Origin of the sequence: Sphingomonas sp. Leaf62 (genome assembly GCF_001421915.1) — a bacterium.
Taxonomy (GTDB): Bacteria; Pseudomonadota; Alphaproteobacteria; order Sphingomonadales; family Sphingomonadaceae; genus Sphingomonas.
Window position 1 is genome coordinate 91915 of record NZ_LMLN01000007.1, and the last position, 24224, is coordinate 116138.

Genomic DNA, 24224 nt, shown 5'->3' on the forward strand with positions numbered 1-24224 from the left:
ACCATTCGATTTCGAAAGGCGAACCCTAGTCGATCCGTCGCCAGTGGTGCCGACCACCTCCCAATAAACCGACGTGCGACCATCGGCGGCGGCTAGTGCGGCTGCCTGCTGCTGCACCGCAGCGGATGTGCCGTTGTAATCGCTTCGCAGCGCCTGCACCGTCTGCGCCACCGCCCCAGCCTTCGCATCGGCAATAGCCGTTGCGCGGTCCTCGATCCGGGCGGACAGGATGTTACTGGTCTCGTCAATCCGGCCGTTGACCGTGCCGATCGTATTGCCGAGGCCGCTCGCAGCCTCACCGCGCAGCTGCGCTTCCAGCGTCGCCGTCCGGCTCGCCGCCGCATAGCGGTTCGGCAGATCGGCGATGACGTCTTCGCTCGACTTGATCCGAGCGTTCACCGTCGCATCGACATACGTGATCCGGTCGTTCACGTCGGACGTGTACTGGTTCAGCGCGCTCGGCTGTTGCCGCGACATCTGCGCTTCAAGGGTGGCCGTACGTGATGCCGCAGCGTACCGATTCGGCAGGTCCGCCAGCACGTTCTCGCTCGTGGCAATCCGCGCCAGCACGCCGCCGGGCGCGTTCAGCGCGGCATCGGCCTTGCCCGCCTTGATCTCGCCATCGGTGGCGGGACGAAGCGACAGGCGGTGCCAGACCATGTATTTGGGAGCCATGCCGCGACCGAAGCCCGACCACCCGTGCATGGCGTGGACGTTGATCTGGTCACGGCCATCGAGGTCGACCATCTTCGTCCACGACCGGGTCTCGCCGGGCCGATCACCGATCACGCCGTTGATGTCGGCATCGGAACAGAAGTCGATATTCCAGACGCCGTGGAGCGTAACGCCGGCACCGCGCGCGCCCGAGGTGTCGAAGCCGGCGGTCACCTCGATCACCCATTTGCCAGCGCCGGCCGTGTAGATCGTCTGGACGAAGCCGCTCTCGACGTCGGCGACGTCGTTCAGGGTCTGGACGCAATACTGACCGCCACCACGCCCCGGGGCCAACCGGTTCGTGCGGAAGTTGCCGCCGCCGATCCATACGTTCCAACGGGACGGCAGGACCGCGCCGTCCGGCCAGAAGTTGAAATTGTCGTTGAAGACGATGCTGGTGCTGACGGCCGATGCCGCCGCCTCCAGTGTCGTCGCGCGCGAACCCAGCGCGCGATCGGCGTCGGCATAGGCGTGCGTTACCTCTTCCGCCTTCGCGCCAATTCGGGCGTCGACCGTGCCGAGGCTGGCTTCGATCGACTGCGCCCGTTCGGCAAATGCCGCGTCAGCGCGAGCGAGTGCGTCGGTCGTGTCCTTGACCCGCGCGACCGTGCCCAGCAGCACCGGAGAGGCACGTCCAACGCTGTACGGGTTCCAAGCCGTCTGACCTTCGCGTGCCGCTCCGACATACGGCCGCAGGAACCACGCGTAGCTGTTGGCCTGACCTGCCAGCGTGTCCTGTTTGCGCAGGATCAGATAGCCGCTGATCGCGCCGTCGGGCACGCGTGTGGAAACGATGCCCGCGCGAGCATACGACGCCAAGGCGCTGCCCAGATCGTCGACCGGTCCGGTCAGCGGCGAGTGGATTGCCGACAGGAAATTACCGGCCGCATTCCGGAATGCGAGGATCACCATCACCTGCGCCCGATGACAATTCACCAGCGCCGAGAATTGCAGATACTCTCCAGCCATGACCGGGAATGCGGTGCTCCCCCAATCGATATATGCCGACCCGTCTGCCGTATTCGGTGCCCCATATTGGAGGATCGACAGCACGTTCTCACCGGGCGGGTGGTATGGGTCGCCGGCCGCGTTGAAGCCGAGGTACGGGGCGGGATCTAGCGGACCGCCGGGCGCATGAATGCCGGTCGACCAACCGTCCAAGGTTACCAGATCACTATTCGGCACCATGTTGCCGCCGCCAGTGGAGAAGGTCGCCTCGACCGTGTCGACACGCCGCCCAACCGCCGCATCGCGATCAATCGCCGTCGTATCGACGCGGCTTATCTCGGCTCGCACGTCCCGGTCGTCATAGCCGCCTTCGGCCACGATGCTGTCGATCCGCCGCGTGAGAGCGCGGTCAGCGTCGGCATAGGCGGTCGTGATCTGCTCGGCCTTCGCCGCGATCCGGCTGTCGACCGTGCCAAGGCTGGCCTCGATCGCCTCGGCTCGCTGCGCGAATGCTTCGTCCGATCGAGCGAGCGCATCGGTCGTCACCTTCACGTCGGCGCGAACGGCATCATCGCCATCCTTCACGCGAGCCGAAACCGTGGCGATCTCGCGCCCCAGCGCGCGGTCGTCATCGGCCCGGACCGTCTGCTCGGTGGCAATGATCGCGCGGAGGTCACGATCATCATAACCGCCGCTTTCGGCCACGATCGAATCGATCCGCCGGGTAAGGGCTTCGTCGGCTCCCTGCGCCCGGGTTGCCTCGGCAGCGAAGTCGCGCACGGCATCGTCGAGCACTCGATCGGCGGCATCGATGCGGGCGTTGGCATCGGCCGCCGCTTGATTGGCCTCCTGTCGGGCCGCATCAATCCGACCGTTGGCCGCATCGATGCGGTCGTTGGCCGTCGCTACCGCCTGGTTGATGGCAGGAATGGCGACGTCGTTCATTTCATCAACGAGCGCCAAAATGGCTGGTGCGGGTCGACCACCGACGGCGGCCGTGTCCGCAGATGTGTTCTCGCCGGTTACGTCGGCATAATCGACCGGGCGCCCGTTGCCGACAACAGCACCCCACGGCAACGGCACATCGACCGCGACGTCGTCGAGGATCTCGCCGCCGGTCAGCCGCGGCGTCGCCGGCGCAGTGCCAGTACGGCCGAGCGCGAAATCATGCTTCGCCGCCGTCTCGCCGCGCAGGATCAGCTCGACGGTCATCGAGACCGGATCGAAGGTCCGCTTCAGCACAACGCACGGCTGATTGACGAGGCCGTCGTCGGGGAGGTGGACGATCAGCAGGTCGCCGGCACCATAGCGACGCAAGCGCGGCTTGCAGGTCAGCACGATCTCGCCCAGCTCGCGCGCGTCCAGCAGCTCGTACGCGGCGAGCTGCGCGGCCTGGTCCTTCGACTGGACGAGGTTGTACTGCCGCTCCTCGGCCTTCTCCTCGCCGTCCTCGGCAAGGTAGCTGGCGATCGTCACCGCGGTCGACGGGACATATTCCCATTTGTGGGCAGCCGAGCGGTACTTCGGAATGATCGTGTTGAGCCGGCTTTCCCAGCCCTGCATCGCGCCGATCTCGACGTCGTCGGTCGCGAGGTCGTATTCGGTGATGGTGTCCAGCGCGACCCGCGGTGCCGACAGCTTCAGCCCGAGCTTGCCCCCAATCCAGCAGCGCTCCGCGCCGCCGGCGATCAGGATGTTCTTGAGGTTGTCGTCGCGGTTGCCCGGCTCATGAATGACGCCGTCGACGTGCCAGCCATTCGCGTCACAGACATTCGCGAGCGCCACAAAGTCGGCGACGCGGATGCCGTCGACCGGAATGCCGATCCCGAACGTCTTGCGGTAGGTCGCGTCCGGGTTGTTCTCGTCGCGCTCCCAGGTGCCAAGCGCATAGCGCAGGCCCTGCAGACCGGGGCAGCGCGTCCATTCCCACGTCGCCTTGGCGGCGGCGAAGGCTACCTTGTCGGTCGGGCTGGCCCAGCGATGCGGGCCGCTGCCGCCCGGATAGGTGCTGTCCTTGCGGGGATCGTATGCCAGCACCCCGCGCCACACGGCGCCGGTCTGCGGCGTCCCGGCGGCGAAGCGCTTGCCGTCCTCGTCGAAGCGCAGGCACCAGGAGATGGCGGCATAGCTCGACAGCTTGTGCTGCGGCCCCCAGGTCTGCGCGCCGTTCCAGTGCGTCGACAGCGCCGCCGGTTCGGGCGTGCGGCCGAGCTGGTGATAGACGTACAGGTGGTTGGCGGCATACCCCGTCGCGGCGTTGCCGTTCAGGGTGACCGGCACGAAATCGAGATACGGTGCGACGAAGCCTGCGATCGGGCCAGCGCCCGAATAGACGTCGACCAGCACCATGTACGGGTTGTTGACCTTCGAGACCTTGCCGCCGAAGCCCTCGTGGTTGATCCGGTTGCCGCCGTAATAGGTCTCGCCGATCAGATACGGCTTGGGCTGGTTCGCGCCGATCAGGACGCGATTGACGCTGCCGGTCATCGCCGGCGGCTTCTTGGCGGTCAGCTGTGCGGTGACGTTGGCCGCAACGGCGATCGCCGCGGCGATGGGCTGGTGCGGTCCCGGGATCAGCGCGGCGATGCCGGCGACGGTGCCGATGAACTTGGCGACGCCGCTCACAGCCGCCACGCGCCCTTGAACGCCTGCGGGATGATGTTGACGATGCCGGTGCCGAGGTGGTCGGCATGATAGCCGGCGACCAGCTGGCCGCCGCCGATCGGGCCAGACCCGGTCTGGCCGGTGGCGATGACGATCGCGTCGAACGGATCCTCGTCGCCGCTGTCCATCAGCGCCAGGTCACCGATCCACATCGATGCTGGCGCGATGCGCGGGAGCATGGAATCGAGCAGGCTGGCGAGATCGGGATGACCGGTCGCGCGGAGTGCCTTGGCAGCGCCGATCGCCGAATAGAAACGCGGGATCGTCGGCGGCCGATGGCCGAGCGCCCGCATCTGCGCGCGCGCAAGATGGATGCACGTGCCGCCGCGGCCCCACGAGAAGGACCGCGCGCGGAAACGGGCGATCACTTCCGACGTCTTTTCGGCGCGGGTGTGGAGGTTCATCATGCGCGCTGCACCCCCCGCGGAGGCGACACGACGCCCCATGGAATTTCGACATCCATGCCGACGGCGTTGTCGAAGCCGCGTTCGCGCGGGAAAACCCGCTGGTGCGCGGGCGACGTCAGCGCGTTTCCGTCGTTGCGGATCAGCAGCCGCTGCGACCGGGTGACGCACCCGATCTCCAGCGCGCGCGTGCCGGTTGCCCGGCGCAGGACCGTCTTGTCGGTCTGCCAATCGGCCATGAGGTCGGGTTGGCCGATGATCAGGCCGGACGCTTCGTCGACCTCGGCAATCCACATGCGCAGCCGGGAATTCTGATAGGCTGGCTGCGACAGCTCGACCGCGCCGGCGACGTCGCGCGGCAGGAAGGTGATGGTCCCGGCCGGCAGCTCGTCGCCGGTGCCCTCGGTCAGCGCCTCGAACATCGAGACGGTGCCGAAGACATCGTCCGACGATTGGTACAGCTGCCCGTCGAACGGCACGACGCCGCCGTCACACAGCAGGATGTCGCGGCCGGGCAATTCGAGCTTGAGCAGCCCGACGAGGGTAACCCGTTCCATCAGGCGGTCTCCTCGATCACGAAGGCGATGCGGGTGTTATGGTCGACCGCGAGGTCCCATTCCTGCTCGCTGCCTTCGATCAGGCCCTCGATCATCGGACGAGCGAGGTGGACGCGCGCGCCATCGGCGAACGACCGCCGCAGCATCGTATCCGCGACCGACAGCGTTGCCCGGCCGTCGACGCCGGCGGTGACCTCCGACCCGCTGTTGTGCAGGTAATGCTGACCGCTGCTGCTCTCGATCGAGAACCAGAAACCCTCGCGCACCACCGCGAACGGCGGCAGGCCGCGCACCTGGATCGAACCGCCGGTCTGCCCCGCGCCGTCGACGACGACGCTGGTCCCGCACCCCGACTGGTCGACCGACAGCAACGGATACGGCACGCGCAGTCCCTGCCGCTTCGCCCGGATCAGGCGCGACACGACGATCGCCGCGCCGGCGGGACCATCGAGCGGCGGCAGGGTCAGCGAGATCCGGTAATGCGAACCCAGGCGGTTGACGCGCAGCGCGCTCGCGCCGCGCTGGACGCCGCCGCGATCGACGAGCGCCGGGGTGGCGCCGTTGGGCGCGATGTTGTTGGGTAGGAGAAGCATTACAGCCGCTGCCGCGCCTGGATGGAGGCCCTGCGGTTCGATGCGCGGGTCGTTCGTACCGAAACTTCGCCGCTGATCGACTGGACGCGCGGTTCGAAGGTCTGCCCTTCACCGACCACCAGCTGCACGATCGTCGGCAGCGACCGGTTGTCGTTGCCCGGCCGGCGAATGTCGACCATTTCGCCCTTGGTCGCGCGGAAGGCGACCAGATTGGCATCGACGCCCGACATGCCGCCGACAGTGAACGAACCGCCGGTCCGGAACCCGGGCAGCACGCTGCTGCCCCCCGTCGTCGACGGGGCAGGCGACGCGCTTCCGGTCGCGCCGCTCTTCTTGCCGGTGATCGCGCCCAGCACGCTCCCGATCGTGTCCCAGATCCCGCCGCCGCTTCCGCCGGCGCTGCCACCCTTCAGCTTGTCGAACAGGCCAGCGATCAGGTCGGACAGCGAATTGAGCGCATCCTCCATCCCCTTTGCCATCCGGTCCTTCCACCAGTTCTTGAAGAAGTCGCCGAGATTGCCGTCGAGCGCCGCGCGAACCCCGTCCTTGAAGGTCTGGCGGAAGTTGCCGGTCATGCGCGCCTTGTCGGCCTCGTCCCATTCGGTGGCGGCACGGCTCGTCGCTTCAGCGCTGTCGACGCCTTGGCTTTCCAGCTCGCGTGCGCGCCGGCGGACATCGCTTTCGCGTTGGAGGAGGCGGATACGCTCTTCGCTGTCACCGCGCGCCCGGGCCAGATCGATCTCACGGTCGCGCCGATCGGCGTCGAACCACTGCGCGCGCACGGCCGCGCGCGCCTCATCCATCTTGACCTGGTCGGCCTCGGCAAGCCGGGTCGCCTCGGCAAAATTCTTGGTCTGCTCGTAGTAGAACGCGATCCGGCGCTTCAATTCGGCCTGCCGCTCGAGGCTCTCGATCAGCGCCTGATCATTGCCGAGGCGTGCGACATCGAGCGCGGCCGCCGCCTGCTCGTCGGCGATTTCCCGCGCCGACGATTCGGCGCGTGCAGCGGCGATCGCCGCCATGTCACGGCTCGCAGCGACCCGCGCCTGGTCGACGGTCAGGCCGGCACGTTGATACGCCTCGATCTGGCGTGAGAGTGCAAGGCGGTCCTGCAGACGCTTTTCCGCCGCCTTGTCGCCCCGCTCCCGTGCGGCCTCCAGCTCGACCTGCAGGGCGAGCTGTTCGCGGTTTTCCTGATCGTGGCTGGTGTCGCGGCCCTTGCGCTCGCGCGCGGCGCGCGTCTTCTTCGTTGCCTTGGGATCGTCGAAGCTGACGTTGCGGGTGCCGGGAGGAGCCGAGACGCGCGGCGCTGGTCGGGTCGCAGGCGCTGCCGGTGCCGCCGGCGTCTCGTCCTGGCCGACGCTGCCCAAGCCGAGCCGTTCCTTCATGGCGGCGTATTTATCGCCGATCCACTTCGCGGCGTTGCCGATCCACGTCATCAGCCCGCCGAACTTGTCGACCAGCCATCCTCGGACGCCTTCGTAAACGCCCTTCGCGGCGGTCACGACCGTGGGGAAGGCGTTCGCGACATAGTTGACCGCGGTCTGCACGGTTTCAGCGAACCACTGGCCGATGCTCGCAAAACCGTCGCCCAACCATGCTTTCGCCGCGGCATAGACCAGCTGCAGCTCGGTCCCGACTTCGGGCACCAGCGCCGCCGCCATGTCGACGATCGCGCCGCAGACCGATTCGACAATCCCGACGACCGCCTGCCACGCGCCGGAGAAATCGCCGGCGAGCAGCGCCGAGATCACGTCGACGACGCCGCTGACCACATCGACCAGGCCGCCGATCGCGGCGATGATCACGCCCAGCGTCCGCTCGATCACCTCACCTGACACGACGATGCCGGCGGCGAGACCAGTGCCGAGGAAGTCGCGCAGATTGCCCAGCCATCCCATCAGCGTCGCGAAGGCGCTGCCGATCGCGCCGCCGGACAGCTTGGCAAAGATCGCCTGGCACCTGTCCATGATCGCCGACAGCGGCGGGCCGAGCGTCTCGCTCAGGCTCTTCCACACCAACGCCAGCGCGTCGATGATATAGTCCTTGAAGACCAGGAACGCCGTCACGGCGATCCCGATCGGGCCGGTAACGCCCAGCATCGCCCGGCCGAGCATGGTCAGCACGCCGCGCAGGCCGACCTCGCCCAACAGTCCGATAATCGTCGTCACCGGCGACACGACCAGCGCGACCAGTCGGCCGATCATCCCGAAGCCCGACGCGAACTTCGCGATGATCACCTTGCCGATCGTGCCGAGCATCAGCACCAGCGGCCCGGCGGCGCTGGCGAGCAGTCCGAAGGCAACGCCGACCTTTTGAACCGCCGGGCTGGCACCAGCCATCGATTCCAGCACCGATGCGAAGCTGCTCTTGATCGCGGTCATCGCCGCGGTCAGTCCGGCCTCACCGATCGAGATCTTCAGGCTTTCGAACGCATTCGCCATGCGCTGTGTCGCGGCCGCTTCGCCTTCCAGACGCTTCGAGATCTTGCCGCCGACGTCGCCGCCGGCGATGGTTCCCTGCAGATCGGCAATGCCCTGCCGACCCTGCTCCATGAGCCCGATCGCGGTCCGCGCCGCGTCTGACCCGAAGATGGTCTTCAGCGCGTCGGTCTTCGACTGGTCGGAGAGACCGATCAGCGCGCCCCGCAGGATCTCGGCCTGTTCGGCGAGCGGCTTCATCCGCCCGGTTTTCAGGTCAAAGAAATTGATACCGAGCTTGTTCATGGCGCGCTCGGCCTCTTTCGAGACGGGCACCAGGCTCTGGATATAGGTCTTGAACGACGTGCCGGCGTCCGACCCGCTGCTGAACTGCGTGCTGGTCGCGGCGATCGCCGTCGCGAAGTCGGAGAAGGACACGCCGGCGGACGCGGCGACGCCGCCGCCCTGCGCCACCGCCTGCTGGAAATCGATGAAGCCGAACTTGGACGCATCCAGCGCGCCGACGACATTGCGCACTGCGCCGGGCAGCTGGTCGGCCTTCACCTTGAACTGGCCCATCACGTCGGTGACCAGCGATGCGGCATCGGCGACGGGCGCGGCGCCGGCGGCGGCGAGATCGAGCGCCGATTTGAGACCGCCACCGAGAATGTCGGCGGTGGCGACGCCGGCGAGGCCGAGCGCCTCGATGCCGTCGGCCGCTTCGGTCGCGCCCTTGCCGACTGCAGGGCCCAGCGATCGCGCCTGGTCGGACAGCGCCTTCAGCTCGCCACCCGACACGCCCTTCAGCGCCGCCTCAACGCGCTTCATCGACGCCTCGAAACCCGACGCCGTCTTGTTCGCCGCTGCCCCGAGGGTGGCCAGCGGCACGGTCAGGCCGGCGGTGATGCTCAGGCCGAGGCGCTGCGTGGACCCGGCAAGGTTGTCGAGCTTGCCGCGCAGCTGCTCGAACGCGGTCGCGAGCGCGCCGAGGTCGCTGCGCGCCCGGTTGACGACTGGCGTCCAGTCGGCGGTATCGAGGACGAGGACGCCACGAAGGGCGCCGACAATCGCGTCTGCGCTCATACGGCCTCCTTGCCATCGTCTGGCCCCGCGACCGCCGACCACATCCGCGCGATCGTCAGCATCTGGTCGCCGGACATCGCCCGGCGTTTCGGGGTGCGTTTCTTCGGTTTGATCAGGTCGGCGAGCGCCGGCATGCGCTTCGCCCTGGTCAGCGCCGCGATCGTCCAGGCCGTCCACGCGCGGTCCGCGTGATCGGCTTCAGCCTTGCGCCGCTTGCCCTCGACGATCGTCGCCAGCAGCCGCGGCGTCGATCGCCAGTAACTCTCCGGGTCGAGCCCCAGCTCGACCCAGATCGTCAGCGCTTTCGACCAGTCCCAGGCTTCTTCGCCGGTCCGTTTCCCACCTCGCCCTCAGGCGCGGCGTCGGGGAACGCGGCCTTGAACGCCTTGCCGATGATCTCGCCGGCCTGTTCGACCCCGAGGTCATGGATCAGGCGACCAGCCTCGATGTCGGTCATGGCGCCGTGGTTCGCCTCAAGCCCGATGCGGAACACCGACCGGAGCATCGACGCGCTGGACAGCTTCGACCCGACATCGGCGACGTCGATCTCGAGATCCTGCTCGATCGTGCAGAGCGCGTTGAAGTCGTACAGCAGCGTGAAGCTGCCGCCGGCGGCGGTGAAGGCGATCTCGCCTTTGATCGCGTTTGCCATGGTGATCAGGCCCCGCCCGGCGCCGGCGCGGCGCGGACGATCGAGCCGCTGACGCGACCGGTGATCTGTGCCGTCAGGCGGTCGTTCAGCGGTGCGGTCGGCTTGAAGCCGCGGATCAGCAGGTTGAACGACCAGACCGCACCGTTCGGCCACGTGAACTTGAACGGCACCGACCGCTTGGTCGCCTTGGCGCCAAAGATCAGGGTTTCGGTCGCACCGCCCGGGATATAGTTGATGCCGAAGGTGCATTCGCCCGGATCGGTCATGCCGCCGATGAATTCCTTGAACCCGTCGGGGCTGGCGAAATTGCTCACCTCGATCTCGTCGTCCATCTGCTCGGGCGGCTCGATCTCGAACGGTTCGCCGATATCGGTGTACGTTGCGGCGGCGGCGGTGGCTTTCATCGCAATGATGATGCCGAGACCCGTCATCGCCTGACTGTTACCTGCCATGGTCGTCTTCCTTGCTTATGAGGAGTGGTGCCACGCCATCACGTCGACGGCGGTGCGGAAGGTCGTGGCCGGGTCGCCCCGGCTGCTGTCGTTGCGGACATTGGCGATGCGGACGCTGTCGAAGGGCGCGCCCAGCACCTTTCCCTCGATCGCGGCGATCGCCGCTTCGCCGATCTCGTCGGCAAGGCCGCGGCTGTTGCCGAGGCAGTCGAGCTGCAGGCGCGCGCGGCGAAGCGACTGCGCGCCGGAATAGGTCATCGAGCGTGGATCGCTGACCAGCAGGACCACGATTGCCGGCAACGGATCGCCCTCGGGCCGCTCGTCACGATAGACCCGCGTGCCGACCAGCGCCGCGATCCCGGGGGCAGCGAGAAGGGCATCGCGAAGCGCGGCCGAGACGGACATGATCAGCCCTTCGCCGCGCGGTGGAGAATGCCGGTCAGTCCATCAGCGACCGCCTGGACGATGTCCGATTCCTGTTCGTCCCACGCCGGCCGCATGAACGGGTGCGCCTGCGTCGCGTCATACTCGCGGCCCGACGCCGAGATCTCGGCCGGACGTCCCATCTCGACGTCGACGGCGTAATACGCATCCGGCGTCGGACCGACATAGGCGGCCAGCTCGCCCGAACTTTCTCCCTCGGCCTGGTCCGACACGGTGATATCGTCGCGCAGCTTGCCCGAGCGGACCGGCACGATCTGGCGCGTCCGTTCGGCGACCGGTTCCAGCGCCTCCATCAGCACCGGGACCACCTGGTCGCGGTCCTCCAGCGCCTCCCCGACGCGGCGCAGCCGTTCGTCCATCTCGTCGAGCCCCTCGATGCGGAACCGCGGGCGCATCAGTCGACCCTCGCCTGCGCGGTGACCTCGATCGCGGCCCGCTTGCCCAGCTCGGCGATCGCGCGGACGTCGAAGGTCTGCCCATCGTCGACCAGACGATCGCGCGGCGTCAGCGCGGCGATCGTCGGCGACCATGGGAAGAAGAACCGCACCGTCTGCCAGGCGACAAGTTGGTCGGCACCAACATCATCGGTCTCGGTACCGGCGAGATCGATCCGCGCGGCGCTGAAGGTGCCGGCGTCGGAAAAGCCGGGTCCGCTGTCGCCGTACCGGTCCTTCACGGTGGCGCTGACCTGGACAAGCACGTCATGGTCGAGCAGCGGAACGTCGCAGATCCAGCTCAGACCATGGCTGTCGCCTTCCGGCGGGAGTGCCAGGACATAGACATCGTCGCCGACGATCAGCGTGTCGCCGACGATCGGCTCCTCGATGTCGCGCGCCTGGATGTCGAAGGTCTTGCCGTTGCTGACCGGGCGCGGCCGGACGGTACCGTCGGTCTCTATGCGCAGGCGCGGGATGACCGAGATCGGGCGGCTCGTGCCGTCCGTGGAAACATAGACCGCCGCCACCGCGCGGGGGCCAGCGAAGAGCGTCCCCAGCCCGGTGGCGAACGGATCGGCCATTACAGCGTGACGCCGTTCAGGCGGACGCGGTAGACGGCGTCTGCGACGGTGGCCGCCCGGGTGGTGGCACCGATCAGTACCGTGTTGGCACCTGCGGTCTTCGTGTACGTCTTCAGCGCCGTATCGAAGTAGATTTTGGTGCCGGGCGCCGCGTCGCTGTTTGCGGCACCGGCGGTCTTCGGGAAGGCAAACACGCCTTCGACGTCACCCTCCACTTCTGCACCCTGCGCTGCGTCGCAATTGGCGACAGCGAACAGCGAGCCGACGACGAAGCCGGCACCCGAGGCGACGGCGTAGGGGGCAACGAACGTGCAGGTCCGGCCTGCGTGCAGGAAATTCTTCATTCGGGTTCTCCCAAACGACGACGGGCGGCACGATGGCCGCCCGCGTCAAAGGTTGGTTGGGACGTCGCCGGCGGATTAGCCGCCGGTACGGTCCAGGCCGCGGTGGTCGATGACGGCGGCGGCGAAGTCGAGCGACGCCTTCAGGTCGACGCCGTCAACGGTGAAGCCCATCCGGTTCGACAGCTGCACACCCTCGGCACCTTCGAGATAGGTATATTCGACGGTATCGATCTGGCTGTTCGACGCCGCGGTATACCACGCCGACGTCGACGTTTCGTCGAGCAGCGGCTCGACAATCGGCTCGAGCGCTGTCCGGCCGCCCGAACGGAATTCGTTCGTATCGGTCGACTTCGCCGGCACGAACTGCGCGCTGGTGAACTGGTAGGCCAGTTGCTCCTGATCGGTCGGCACGATCAGGTGCGTCGGTGCGAGGTTCAGCAGCTCGCCCTGCATACCCTTCTGCTTGCGCATGCGAGTGCGACTGGCGCCGAGCGACGTGACCGAGATCGCCGCGGCGGCGCCGAGGTTGCCATGGTCGGCGTGGAACAGCGGGACGCCATCCGGCATCTGCTTGTTGTCGGTCAGCTGGGCATAGACCGTACGGTTTTCGAGGCGCGCGGCTGAGCCGGCAAACCCGGTCAGGATGCGGTCGAGGGCGTTCAGGTCATCGTTGATGATGAGCTGACGCGACAGGCTGACGATGCGACCATAGGTCGTGATGCCGTAGCTGACCTTACCGTCGGAGAAGGTGCCGTACCGGAACTCGCCGCCCTCGTTGACCTTCATCAGGTCGGGCATCGCCGACATCTGGACGACGTCGATCGACTTGAAGTTCGGCGCGTTGGGCGCGCGACGTGCCCACTGGCGGTAGGTCGGCTGATGCTCTTCGTACGACGAGCGCAGGCGGCGGCCCAAAGCATTGGCCATCAGCGCCGGGAAGTCCGAGGTGGTATGCAGCGCGCGTTCGGCGATCTCATGCGGCGTCATACCGCGCGTCGAGATACCGCTCGATCCGAGCAGATCCTCGGCCATACGCAGCAGGCCCATGCCGCGGAACTGCCGCGATGCCTCGGGCAGTTGCGAACCAGGCGACAGGCGATGCAGCACCGCGTCCGACATGGCGCGCGCCATGCTGACATTGTCGCCGCCAGCGGCGGGCACCCGGTTGACGGTCGGAGCCGAGCTGTCGCGCTCGGCGAAACGGCGGCCGATATCGGCCATCAGCCCGTCGTGGGTGAAGGCGTTGGTCGCATGGCGGACGAGCAGTTCTTCACGCGCAGCCCCGTCGAGACCGGCATTGCGCGCGGCGGTCAGGACAGCGTTCGCATCGACGGTCGCCTGTGCCTGGCGCTGTTCCTGGGCGGGCGCGGCCGGAGCGGCAGGGGTGGCGGGATCCTGCCGCTGTTCGGTACCGGCAGGCGCGGCCGGGGCGGTCGGAGCAGCGGCGGTGGTCGGGGCGGCCGCAGCCGCGCCGCCCGCAAGGTTGCGTCGCATATCGTCTTCCTCTTGATTGCCGTGCGGTTGGGGATTGCCCGGGGCGGATCGAACCACGGCGTTCGGATCAGCGGGAACGGGGACGAGACTGGCCTCGAGCAACTCCCAACGGGTTGCGCGCCACGTCTCATGGTCGTTTTCATCGATCGCGGTCCGCTGCCATGCGGTGACGCGGTACCCGATCGAGATTGCGCGCAGCTCGCCACTGGCGACCCGGGCCTCGATCGCACGGCCGGCATCGGAATCGGCGAAGGCGACGACGCCGATCAGTTGGCCGTTATCGATCCGGGTGGACAGGACGCGACCAATGACGCCGGACAGCGAATACTGATTATGCGTGTCGAGCAGCGGGCAGACGCCGCCGGCGACGCGCGCCAGATCGATCGCCTCGGCCGAGATCTCCAGCTCTTCGGTGAAATAGTAGCGGCGGACGCCGGTACCCGCCGACAGCACCACCTCGACGGTCCGCGCGGCGGCGTCATAGCTGTCCGGGGTGACGGTCAGGCTGCGCTCGCCACGCCCGCCCGTCTGCGGCTGCCGTCGCTCCTCGGCTTCGTCGGTGGCCGGCGCCGATCGTGTTAGCGGCGCGACCATCATCGTCGTCGCTGCCATCTTGGCGAAGTCGGACGCGGGTCGCGCGGCCGCCGCGATCGTCGCCACACGCGCGCGATCGGGCGACGTCGGCGGCGCCGTCGGTTTCTTTTCCATCACGTTCTCCGGAGGTCAGGCGGCTTCGTCGGCCGCGTCGGTCTTTTGCTTGTCGTCGGACTGACCCGACGTGGCGGACTGGTCGCCGCCCTTCGCCTTGCGAGGATCGCCGTCGAACATGAACCCGGGCGCGATCGCCGCCTCGGCCGCCGCCAGGTCCGCCGCATATTGCGACAGGAATTCGACGTAATCGTACCCGCGCTCTTCGACGAGCTGGGACAGCGTGACCTTGCCCATGCGCAGGTTGAGCAGGTCGGCCTGCGCATCCTTGTACGGATCGACCGAAATGAAGCCCGGGGGCGTGAAACGCCACCCGAAGTTCGACGTCGGCAGCAGCCCGGCCGCCAGCGCCGCCTCGCGGTACCGGCGCGCGATCACCCGGCACAGCTTGTGGATCACCACCAGCCACTGGATGCGCTCCATGCGCCGGCGGAACCCATGACCGCCGGCCCGGAACGAACTGTAATTTACCCGGGAAAAGTCGCCGGTGACCTGCTCGTACATCAGCCCGGCCGCCGCGGCCGCTTCACGCAGATACTGCGCCGCCATGGCATCAATGCCGGCATCGGCCATCGGCGGGTTGAAGGTGACCTCCTCGTTGGGCAGCAACCGGGTCATCATGCCCGGTTCCATCCGCTGTTTCTGCGGCCCGAAAGTCTTCATCCGCTTGGTATCGGGATCGAGCCCGATCTGCATGTCGGGATCTTCGGTCTTGATGAACCCGACCATGCACGCGGCGGTGCGCTTGCGGACCAGCTCGGCCTCGAAATAGCCGCGCAGGTTCTGCAGCGTCATGATCGCCGGCGCAAGCAGCGGCATTCCCCGATCCTGCCCCGGCCGCAGCTTGTTGTAGAGGTAAACGATCTCGCCCGCCGGCACGCGCTCGCTGACCATCCGACGCATCCGGAAGCTGGCAACGTCACCGGGATGCGCTGGGAACAGCCAATAGGCGACCTTGCGGCCCTGCGCGTCATATTCGATGCCCCGGTCAATCCACCCGCCGCCGGCAACCGCGCCGTCCTTCATCGTGTCGATGAAATCCGGCTCCATCACCTGCAGCTTCAGCGGCGCGATCTTCACACTCGAATCGAACTGCTGCCGGCGGAAACGAATGATTGTGGCACCGCTTTCGCCCATGCCCTTCACTGATGACCAGACCAGCCCGTTGAGGTCCTGGTCGTCGTCGAAGTCGCATTCCTCGGACCAGTTTCGCCATCCGGTGGAGATGGTCTTGGCGTTACGACCCTTCACGCCCGTAGGCGCGCCGACGATGCCGGTACCGACGATGCTGTCGGCGTAGGTCTCGACGATCTGGAGCGCATAGCCGTTATTGCGCACGAGGTCGCGCGATCGGTTGCGGACGATCTCTTCACCGCCGGCGATCTCGGCATTGGCATTGCTGCCCGGCGTCATCCAGTTCGCCGTCCGATGATCGCGCTTCGCGCCATCATAGGCGCGCGCCTGCATGTCCATCGCGCGGCGGGCGGAGATCCGTTTCAGGCCTGCCATCGGGTCCCACCATCCGACGGCGCGATCGAGCAGGTTCATCAGAACGACGCCACCGAGCTGCGCGACGTCGATCCGACCGCCGCCGACCCAACCTCCGCCTCCATAACGCGCAGGGTCTCGCGCATGTCGGTCAGTGACCGGTACCGGACCTCGCTGCCATCGGCATAGCGAACGCTCGTGGCGCCGGTGGCGATCGCGCGCTTCAGCGCGACGATATCTTCGGGAGTGAACATGAACTATCCTCCGAACCAGCTTCCGCCGCTGCCGCCGCCATCGATCCAGCCACCCGACGATTCCGCCCATCGCTCCGGTTCGGCGACCGGCTCCGGTGCCGGTTCGACGTAGCGGTCCAGTACCGCGGCGGCGGCGTTGTCGAGGTTCACCCCGAGGTGGATCAGGCCCTGGAGCGCGGCGTACCCGTAGACCCGGCAGTCCGACGCCTCGTCGGCCTTGCTCTTCGGCGTTTCCCAGGTGGTGAAGCGGCGGCCGGCCTTGATCTTCAGCATCAGCTTCGGCGCGAGCATCTGCTCGTACCACCCGATGTCACGCGACTGGTGAACGTGCATGTACCCGGCACCGGGCTTGTCGAGGCCGAGCCGCGACCGGATCGTATCTTTCGCGGCATTGGTGCCGACGATCGTCGGGCGGTACTGCGCCTTCTTCTTCGTCGACGGTTTGACGGTCGGCCATACCGGCGCCCGCTTGCCCGCCTGCTCCGACGCGCCCTTCACCGCCCAAACCTTCCGGCCGAGACGGTCCTTCGCGAAGCGGTAGACTTCCTGCGTCCGGTGGCCGCCTGAATCGATGCACGCCGCATCGACGGTGAACGGTCGCCCGTCCGCCCGCCGCCATACGCGCAGCAGCTGCTCGTCGACGCGGTCCCAAGTCTCTGCCTTCGACGTGTCGCCTTCGATCACGACATAGGCGATCGACCAGCTTTCCTCGCCACGACCCCAGCCAATGAATTCCAGCTCGACGCGATCGTCCTGCGTATCGCCGCCGACCGTGATGACCGCGACACCGTCCGGTACCTCGGCCGGCCAATTCTCTGCCCGGGCCGCGAGGACCTCCGCGCGCAGATCCTTCGACGCCTGCCGCTTGTGCGGTCGCCCGCGCTGGGTGTTGTCGAACACGACCCGGAGATCCGGATCATTCTCGGCCGCCAGAAACTTTGCCGCCTGTTTGGGCGGGGCATCTTTCGGCCAGGGACTGAATAGCTTGCCGGCGGTGAAGCTGGCATGTTCGTTGTCGACCGGCCACTTGCCGCAATCGGGGCAGCGCGCCCGATAGACCGCGTGCCGGTCCGATGCCCACCAGTCCCACACCGCGGCTACCGGATCGGCTTTACCGCCTTTCCAGTGCGCCTCGAAATCCACCATCGGGTCGCGGTGCTGGCCGCAGCAGTGATACGGCTTCGTCTGGTGCCAGCGGGTCGTCTGAAGCGCGGCCAGGTGCTGGCCTTGCGTCCACGGCACCCCGCATGCCTCGCAATGGATCGCGGCGGTCTTGGGGTGGTGCGCGACGACCACCCCGGCCTCGCTGTAATCCTTGTCCCATTCGACGTTGCGGAAGAACTCGAGGAAATTGCGGTGACCGCAGTGCGGGCAGTCGACCGACGCCTGTCGCTGATCGCCGTCGAGATAGCTATCCTCGATCCGGCTCTCGCCCGATATCGTCGGCGAGCAGGTCCGGATCGACAGGTAGCGCGGAAAGGTCGCCTGCCGCTCGTCGCCCAGCGCGATCGCGTCGCCCTCGCGCGTGATCACGTATTTGTCGCACTCGTCGTACAGTGTCACTTGGACCGGCCGGCGCGCCAGATTGTCCGGGCTGCCGGCACCTACCATGGCGAGGAACCCGCCGGGGAAGCTCTTAAAGGTGAGCGTGTCTTCCGCCGTCCGGGTCTTCCGGTTCCCGACCAGCTTGCGCAGCTTCGGGGTCGCCTTGATCAGCGGTCCGATCCGCTCCTTCGAAAACCCCTCGACCGCGTCGTCCTTGGGCTGGACCAGCAGCATGGGACAGGGATCGAGGTGGATATGATACCCGACCACGCTCTCGATCAGCGCCGTCTTCATGAGCTGCGTGCAGACCATGAGCGTGATGACGTGGACGCCGGGCTCGGTGACCGCGAGCATAGGCCCGCGCGCCGCCTCGACCATCGACGTCCGCCACTTGCCCGACGTCGACCCCGCGCCCTTGGCCAGCTTGCGGAAATTGTCGGCCCACTCCGGCACGCTGATGCGCGGTGGTGGCGTCATCCCCCGGCGCCAAGCGCGCCGTAGCCGCTCCTCCTTCGGAAGCTCTTGGCTAGTCTTCCTCGAACGCCGAGGCTGGATCTCCAAGGTCGTCGAGCTGCTGCTGGACATGCTTGATCAGCGCCTCCACGACCGGGTCGGGCGCGATGCCCAGCTCGGCCGCGATCATCGGCCCGACGCGCGCCGGCCAATTCATCCAGGCATCACGAAACTCGCGCGCCTGGTCGAACAGGATCGCCTCCGCGACGCCGATATCGATGACGTCGCCGGCCTCTTGCATGGTGGCGAGGAGGTTCTTCGCCGCCGCGCCGTTTTCCTTCACCCGCTCCGCGTCGGCACGCGACAGCATCCGGCCGGACAGGAAATCGGCGATGAAATTGTCGATCTGGACGGAACCTGCGGACAGGTCCGCTTCGGGCGCGGAAAGTGCGGACACCGACGGCGGGTCCGCACCCCTGTCCGCACCCTCCGCAGCCCGTCGATTTTGCTGCCGCCAACCGGTGCCGGCAAGCGCCGCATCGATACGATTATCGGCCGTAACCGACAGTTTTCCGGCCTTTACGGCATTGCGCACCAGTTTGTCGCTGCATCCGTCGAGCCGGGCAAATTCGCGGAAGCTGACGAGGTTTACGGGTGCGGACATGACAGGTGCGGACACCTTTCAAAACTCATAGCTGGCCGAACCACGCGCGTCGGAACCCCGTATGGCCCCGGCCCCGGGGGAGGACCCGCGACCGGGGGGGTGTCAGGCCGAAGCGAGGTCGAGCTTGATGCCCTGCCATTTGCCGTTGTGCGCGGGGCGACGATAGCACCGCATGTACAGGCGCGAACCCATCACCCGGAACGAGTCACGGATCGCATCCATAGCGCGTTTCCAGCGGGGATCGTCGCTTTGCACCTTCAGCAGCATCAACAGGCCGGCACGGTTGATCTGGCCTTCCTTCTCGACCGAGAAGGCGTTGTTTACGATCGCGCGCAGCTCAGGTGGGCTGCCGCCTGCCCATTCCGTGAGGCACTGATCGACCAGCGACTTGGCGGTCAGCAGCTCGGGACCAAAGTCGAACAGGTCCGCGACCTGCACCTTGACCTGCTGGCATCCGTCGAACGTGGTCAGTTGAATGTTGCCCTTCGCGCCACCGACCGTTGCGCCATACTGCTGATCGAGCAGTTCCTGAAGCGAACGGATCTGTTCGAAGGTATCGATGCGGAACTGGGTAAGCGCATCGGACATGACCTGCGCTCGCTGGATGATGCCACGCACCATCTCGTCAACCAGCAGGTCGACCGGCTTGACCGCAGCGAGCGGCACGAGGTTGCCCTTCGCGTCCCGCAGGTACAACTCGCCGTTGACATCGATCGCGCCGGGGTGGCGCTTGTCGGTCACGCTGCCGCTCCGGGCTGTCCTGCTACCGTCTGGCGCAGCGTGGCGATCTCGCGGGCGATGATGTCCAGCAAGCCGCGCGTGACCGGCACGACCTCGTCGGCCTTGCCCTCGGCTGCTGCCTGAAGCTTCAAGATATCGACCCGTTGCATCATGCTCACCAGCCTGCCTTGGTCCCGTCCGGGCTGACGTAGCGCGGCGGATTGGAAAGGGGGCGACACCCGCCCCGCGCGGCCTCATCGAGCCGGCGGGCTATCCGGCGCGCCTCGTCGGCCAGCTCTTCCACCAACCGATGGCTGGGGATGCTGGCGCGACCGCACGCGAGGAGAAGGTCCATTTCGTCGGTGAGACGCTCAAGCTCATCGAGAAGCGGGCTGCTGTGCGGCATCGCTATCTCCCGAAAACGACAACGCCCGTCAGCCAAGGGGGGAGGCTGACGGGCGAAGGACGCAGGTGTCGCTGCGTCGGATTTGGCCGATCTATGGCCGTTCGGGGAGTGGCGAAAATGTGCGAACCTAGGTGATGGTTGCATGCGCCTGATCGACCGCCGCCCGATCGATCTCCTTGCAGACCTGACCGAGGACGCGGGGCCAAAGGTCCAGCGCGTCGATCAGCAGCTTCTTCGCCCGGCGGTTGTGCATGCGGTACCGCTTCGCGACGACGGTGAAGCCGACCGTTTCACCGACCACCATGTCGAGCACCGCGCCGATCGGCCCGTCGATCGCGGCGCGCCACCGGGTATAGGCCACTTCATGCCGGACGCGGCTCAACGCCTCATAGAACGCGCCATCGCCGCGACGGCCGGAATCGATCCGCGTCTCGAGGCTGGCGGTGCGCACCGCGACGTCGGCCCCGATCCGCTCGGCGACTATTGCGATCTCGACCGCCGCCGCAAGCTGGTCGGCGTCGATTGCGCCGCTGTGCCACAGGCGGGCCAGCGCGCCTTGATGGGTGCGGCTCGCGCGTTCGTGGGTTTCGATGGTGCCTTCGCGCTTGTGATCCCAGCGATCAGCCATCTCGGCCCGGCCCTTACGGAACGCCCGTTCGGCCTTGGCAGCATCAGGATGACGGCGCGCCCAGTCGAGACGATGCTCCTCGGCACGCGCGGCGATCGCGCGATCGATGTCGCTCGGCTTGCGGCGCGGCGGCGCTTTGGTCGACCAGCCTACCCGCGGCCGAACCGACGCGGCGTTTGCGCCAGCGTGCGCTTCGCGCGCTGCCCGGCGCTCCGCCATGGCTGTACGATGCTCGCGATCAACGATCGCCCGCATCACCTTCGCTTCCGCCGCTGTCTCGATCCGCACCGTCATTCCCCCAACCCTCTACGGCTGAGATGTGATCGAGCGCGGCCGGGACGGACAGTGGCGTATATGTGGGCGGGAATAGCTCCAGCGTTTCGTTGTTGATGTGCCAACCTTCGCGGCGCAGCTCGTTCAACACCGCCTCGCGTCGCGAAGGCAGCACGATGCCGCGCGCCTTCCCGCGCTGCCGCGACACCCGGCCGGTCCGTTCGAGCGCCCGCACGGCATCGCGCGCGCGATGTCGATCAACACCGATGCCGGCGGCAATCTCGCCATAGCTCGGCGAAGCGCTGTGTCGGTCCCAGTACCGCTCGATAAAGTGCAGCGCGAGTTGCGCACGGCTCGACATCTCGGCCGTCAGTCGATCGCCAGCATCCATGTTCACCCCGGTGTCCCCGGATCGAACATATGCAGAAAATGATGAAAAAGCACGGTCCGTCGCGTGATGTTCACAGCCCTCCGGTTCTCGGCGGTTCTCCAGTAGGTACGCGAGCCATTGACGCCATGAAGTCTATCGTTGCCTCGGTGCCGAGCGATCGAGCGATGTCATGCCAAGCCGCAAGCATGCCGTTACGGCGACATACGCTTGCGATCAGCTCGCTAGGATAATCAATGTCGGTTTGTGTCGCTGATCGCCAGTATGCGTCGAACGGACGGCGATCACCGTCCGAATGTAGATGTAACAGCGCCAGCAGCGCGCGAAGTTCGGCACTCGGCATAAACGGCTCGCGCTTTGCTCGCGACGACATGCAGTACAGCGCCGCCAGCCCGATTGTGATCGCCCGAGTCTGATCCATTCAGAACAAAGAGCGAACGAAATCCAACATTGCAAGGCGCTTTTGCCAATCGGCTTTGGCAACAGCGGCGGACAATCCGTCCGCCGCTGCCTTGCGAAGTGCCCGGAAAATAAGCGACTTTCCGTCGCATGTGCGGGACGATACCCCCTCGATACCCACGCCCCGGGATGGCAGAGTGCCCGCATGTGTAACCGTGCTCGATTCGCCGGCGAACCGACGACGCTGTTCGGCTCCGCTGCCAAACTGTTCGGCGAACGTCCTCGCGACAACCGCTTCAATCCGCAGGAGCTGCGGCCCAAGGGCCGGGCCTATGTCATCCGCGAACAGGATGGCGAGCGCGCTTGGGACATCATGGAATGGGACGTCCTCGGCGGCCAGGCCGCTTGGCCGATGACGAACGTTCGAAAGCTCGGCCTGCCGCAGTGGCGCAAGCTCGCGGCCGACCCCGCCAACCGCTGTCTCGTGCCGCTGACCGAGTTCTGCGAATGGACGCCTGACAAGCACGACCTCGGCGACGGGAAGCCGCCGCTGAAGGGCGAGATGTGGTTCAACGTCACCGATCAACCGACCTTCGCCGTTGCTGGCTTCTGGCAGGCCACGAAGGAGGGCAACGGGTTCACGATGGTCACCTGCGACCCGAACGAACTGGTCGCGGCGATCCACCCGAAGGCGATGATCACCGTCCTGCAGCCGGACGCGATCGACACCTGGCTGCGGGGCTCATACGACGAGGTCGTTGCGCTTCAGCGGCCCTACCCCGCCGAGCACATGTCCGTCCGCGGCCCGGTCTTCCCGACGCGGAGATCCGCTGGCTGACATGCGCTCCGTCGTCCATAGCAGGAGACCGCAAAAATCCGCAGTTCCGTTTACCGTTTGAATGAGCAATACCCGCACGATACCCGCGTCCAGTTACGCCCAATATTAGACATTAGCAGCGAACGCTGTGTTGGGCTTCGAGGCACTTCGGTGTAGGCTCGCTAGCATGCGCAATGACGACCCGACCATCGCGGCCCTCGGGGCAATTGTTCTATTCTTCGCTGGAGCAGGTGGTGCTTGTTCGGTTCTCGGTTCATTGTGGCGAGATACCGGTCCAAGTCACGCAATGCTGATGCTAGCCATCATGTGCCTGCCAAGTGCTGCGTTAATCGTCTTCCGTTTAAGGCCTGTCCTAAACGAATTATGGCATAGTCGACTTCCTAAAGATCGTCCCCTAGCTGTTGCGCTAATCGTATCATTGATCTTAGGGTTCTTCGGAACCGGCTTCCTGACAATCGCCGATCCCAACGATGATCCTCTCATTTACATTGGTGCAAGTCTGATGGGCTTGGCCTTGATCATAGCCTTTACGGCCAGTTGCGCGCGCGACTTCGCGCGCATGAAGGACGAGCGATGAAGTCAACTCGACCGACTTGATGAACGTCGGCCTCCCACCAGTTGCCGACATCCGGCCGCCGGACGACCCGTCCATCTTCGCACAATAAGACCTTCGGAAAGATGCCGTTCCGGTATGTGCCTAAGGCAGACGATACCCGTACGATACCCTCTACGCCGGACAGCAGATGCCAAGTTTATTGGCCATTGGTCCGGAAGGGCTTCCACCAAACAATTGCCAAGGTAATTGTCGCGGCCAGAAGGCTGCCTAGTCCGATCCAACCAGCAATGAAGGGCAAGTTAGGAGCGCACCTATCAAAGCAAAACTGGCCGGCTCCTGACGCCGGTGCCTCCACCCGGAACGTTTCCGAAAACCAAGCCCAGTTTCCTAGTATCAACGAATCGATATAGAGCGCGGTCATCCAAACTTGGACAGCTGCGGCAATGAAAGTGATTAGGAGGAGCACCAGAGCGATCGAGAGTCTCCTATCACGCCTCATATCATCTCCTCGATGCGATTATATTATTGCAAGCCTACGCCTACAACCGCCGAATTTCCACGGCTTCCGGGCTCTTTGGCGGCGGACGTACCGTCCGCCACGCGCGCGCATATCCGCCGTTCCGCAGGCAGGCGATACCCACAATTTGTCCGGTGATACCCGCCGACCGCTGCCGCGCCGATTGCGAACGTTCGTTTCCCGCCCTAACGTCCGTGGGTGACCCACAAGCTTAGGCAACTTCTACGAGCATCGCTTTGGCTGCTGCTACTGCCGGCGGCAGCCTTTGCGTTCATAATGTTTGTGACCGGGCTGACCTTTGGCACTAGGCTGTGGTCTGCACGTGATCCTTTACCGACGGTACTCTGGTTCGCGACGCTCGCCCTGCCAATTCTGATCATGATCGGGCTTCGAGACACAGCACAATCGATAGGGCGGCTTCTCTTCTCAACCATTGCTTGTTGGGGCTTCGCTGTCTGGTATCTTCTCGTGCTGCACTCCTGACGCAGTGAACGTCCGCTAACCACCGTTGCCGGCCACACACGCGTCGGACGTACGCTCCGCCATCGTCGTACTAAAGCCGCAGGAAACCGTGATTCCGGTAAGGCGCTTTACCGGAAG

The 24224-nt window shown here is 66.2% G+C and carries 24 protein-coding genes; 2 read left to right on the top strand and 22 right to left on the bottom strand.

Going from position 1 to position 24224, the window contains the following annotated elements:
* Positions 1-4283: 4283 nt before the first annotated feature.
* The 22 genes from ASE91_RS05260 to ASE91_RS20490 form a co-directional block, all read right to left on the bottom strand.
* On the bottom strand, positions 4284-4733 hold the full coding sequence (locus ASE91_RS05260; RefSeq protein WP_056623605.1) for a DUF6950 family protein: 450 nt from the start codon (positions 4731-4733) through the stop codon (positions 4284-4286).
* Positions 4730-5287, bottom strand: a complete 558-nt coding sequence (locus tag ASE91_RS05265; protein WP_056623524.1) for a hypothetical protein — start codon at positions 5285-5287, stop codon at positions 4730-4732. Before ASE91_RS05265 ends, ASE91_RS05260 begins: the two co-directional genes overlap by 4 nt.
* On the bottom strand, positions 5287-5880 hold the full coding sequence (locus ASE91_RS05270) for a hypothetical protein (RefSeq protein ID WP_056623527.1): 594 nt from the start codon (positions 5878-5880) through the stop codon (positions 5287-5289). Before ASE91_RS05270 ends, ASE91_RS05265 begins: the two co-directional genes overlap by 1 nt.
* Positions 5880-9383, bottom strand: coding sequence for a phage tail tape measure protein (locus ASE91_RS05275; RefSeq protein ID WP_056623530.1), 3504 nt, complete (start codon positions 9381-9383; stop codon positions 5880-5882). The genes ASE91_RS05270 and ASE91_RS05275 overlap by 1 nt, the downstream gene beginning before the upstream one ends.
* Positions 9380-9517: a hypothetical protein gene (locus ASE91_RS20485; RefSeq protein WP_235530331.1), complete on the bottom strand. Its 138-nt coding sequence runs from the start codon at positions 9515-9517 to the stop codon at positions 9380-9382. Before ASE91_RS20485 ends, ASE91_RS05275 begins: the two co-directional genes overlap by 4 nt.
* Positions 9518-9678: 161 nt before the next feature.
* Positions 9679-10035, bottom strand: coding sequence for a hypothetical protein (locus tag ASE91_RS05280; RefSeq protein ID WP_056623533.1), 357 nt, complete (start codon positions 10033-10035; stop codon positions 9679-9681).
* 5 nt (positions 10036-10040) lie between these two features.
* The gene (locus ASE91_RS05285; protein WP_156357678.1) at positions 10041-10487 is read right to left on the bottom strand and encodes a phage tail tube protein; all 447 of its coding nucleotides are present in this window, start codon (positions 10485-10487) and stop codon (positions 10041-10043) included.
* Positions 10488-10502: 15 nt separating this feature from the next.
* Positions 10503-10892: a tail completion protein gp17 gene (gene gp17, locus ASE91_RS05290; protein WP_056623540.1), complete on the bottom strand. Its 390-nt coding sequence runs from the start codon at positions 10890-10892 to the stop codon at positions 10503-10505.
* A 2-nt stretch (positions 10893-10894) separates the two neighbouring features.
* Positions 10895-11326, bottom strand: a complete 432-nt coding sequence (locus tag ASE91_RS05295; protein WP_056623542.1) for an HK97 gp10 family phage protein — start codon at positions 11324-11326, stop codon at positions 10895-10897.
* Positions 11326-11949, bottom strand: a complete 624-nt coding sequence (locus tag ASE91_RS05300; RefSeq protein WP_056623545.1) for a head-tail joining protein — start codon at positions 11947-11949, stop codon at positions 11326-11328. Before ASE91_RS05300 ends, ASE91_RS05295 begins: the two co-directional genes overlap by 1 nt.
* On the bottom strand, positions 11949-12293 hold the full coding sequence (locus ASE91_RS05305) for a DUF2190 family protein (protein WP_056623548.1): 345 nt from the start codon (positions 12291-12293) through the stop codon (positions 11949-11951). The genes ASE91_RS05300 and ASE91_RS05305 overlap by 1 nt, the downstream gene beginning before the upstream one ends.
* A 75-nt stretch (positions 12294-12368) precedes the next feature.
* Positions 12369-14495: a prohead protease/major capsid protein fusion protein gene (locus tag ASE91_RS05310; protein WP_056623551.1), complete on the bottom strand. Its 2127-nt coding sequence runs from the start codon at positions 14493-14495 to the stop codon at positions 12369-12371.
* 15 nt (positions 14496-14510) lie between these two features.
* Positions 14511-16043 carry a phage portal protein gene (locus ASE91_RS05315; RefSeq protein ID WP_056623554.1) on the bottom strand — a complete coding sequence of 511 codons (1533 nt, stop codon included), beginning with the start codon at positions 16041-16043 and terminating at the stop codon, positions 14511-14513.
* Positions 16043-16237: a phage head-tail joining protein gene (locus ASE91_RS05320; protein WP_056623558.1), complete on the bottom strand. Its 195-nt coding sequence runs from the start codon at positions 16235-16237 to the stop codon at positions 16043-16045. The genes ASE91_RS05315 and ASE91_RS05320 overlap by 1 nt, the downstream gene beginning before the upstream one ends.
* 3 nt (positions 16238-16240) lie before the next feature.
* Positions 16241-18259: a phage terminase large subunit family protein gene (locus ASE91_RS05325; RefSeq protein WP_082453833.1), complete on the bottom strand. Its 2019-nt coding sequence runs from the start codon at positions 18257-18259 to the stop codon at positions 16241-16243.
* A 49-nt stretch (positions 18260-18308) separates the two neighbouring features.
* On the bottom strand, positions 18309-18830 hold the full coding sequence (locus tag ASE91_RS05330; protein WP_156357680.1) for a hypothetical protein: 522 nt from the start codon (positions 18828-18830) through the stop codon (positions 18309-18311).
* A 171-nt stretch (positions 18831-19001) separates the two neighbouring features.
* Complete coding sequence (locus ASE91_RS05335; protein ID WP_056623564.1) at positions 19002-19640, bottom strand: DUF3164 family protein; 639 nt, start codon at positions 19638-19640, stop codon at positions 19002-19004.
* Entirely contained in the window at positions 19637-19798 is a 162-nt protein-coding gene (locus ASE91_RS20065; protein WP_200911200.1) for a hypothetical protein, read from the bottom strand. Before ASE91_RS20065 ends, ASE91_RS05335 begins: the two co-directional genes overlap by 4 nt.
* Entirely contained in the window at positions 19795-20025 is a 231-nt protein-coding gene (locus ASE91_RS19890; RefSeq protein ID WP_056623567.1) for a hypothetical protein, read from the bottom strand. The genes ASE91_RS20065 and ASE91_RS19890 overlap by 4 nt, the downstream gene beginning before the upstream one ends.
* A gap of 127 nt (positions 20026-20152) precedes the next feature.
* Positions 20153-20941, bottom strand: coding sequence for a hypothetical protein (locus ASE91_RS05345; protein WP_235530332.1), 789 nt, complete (start codon positions 20939-20941; stop codon positions 20153-20155).
* Positions 20892-21317 carry a LexA family protein gene (locus ASE91_RS05350; RefSeq protein ID WP_056623573.1) on the bottom strand — a complete coding sequence of 142 codons (426 nt, stop codon included), beginning with the start codon at positions 21315-21317 and terminating at the stop codon, positions 20892-20894. The genes ASE91_RS05345 and ASE91_RS05350 overlap by 50 nt, the downstream gene beginning before the upstream one ends.
* Positions 21318-21387: 70 nt before the next feature.
* Entirely contained in the window at positions 21388-21735 is a 348-nt protein-coding gene (locus ASE91_RS20490; protein WP_235530333.1) for a hypothetical protein, read from the bottom strand.
* 183 nt (positions 21736-21918) lie between these two features.
* On the opposite strand from ASE91_RS20490, the gene ASE91_RS05355 reads away from it, so the two are divergent.
* Positions 21919-22551 carry an SOS response-associated peptidase family protein gene (locus ASE91_RS05355; protein ID WP_056623576.1) on the top strand — a complete coding sequence of 211 codons (633 nt, stop codon included), beginning with the start codon at positions 21919-21921 and terminating at the stop codon, positions 22549-22551.
* A gap of 166 nt (positions 22552-22717) precedes the next feature.
* A complete protein-coding gene (locus ASE91_RS19220) occupies positions 22718-23128 on the top strand; it encodes a hypothetical protein (RefSeq protein ID WP_156357682.1) in 411 nt (136 codons plus the stop codon).
* Positions 23129-24224: the final 1096 nt, after the last annotated feature.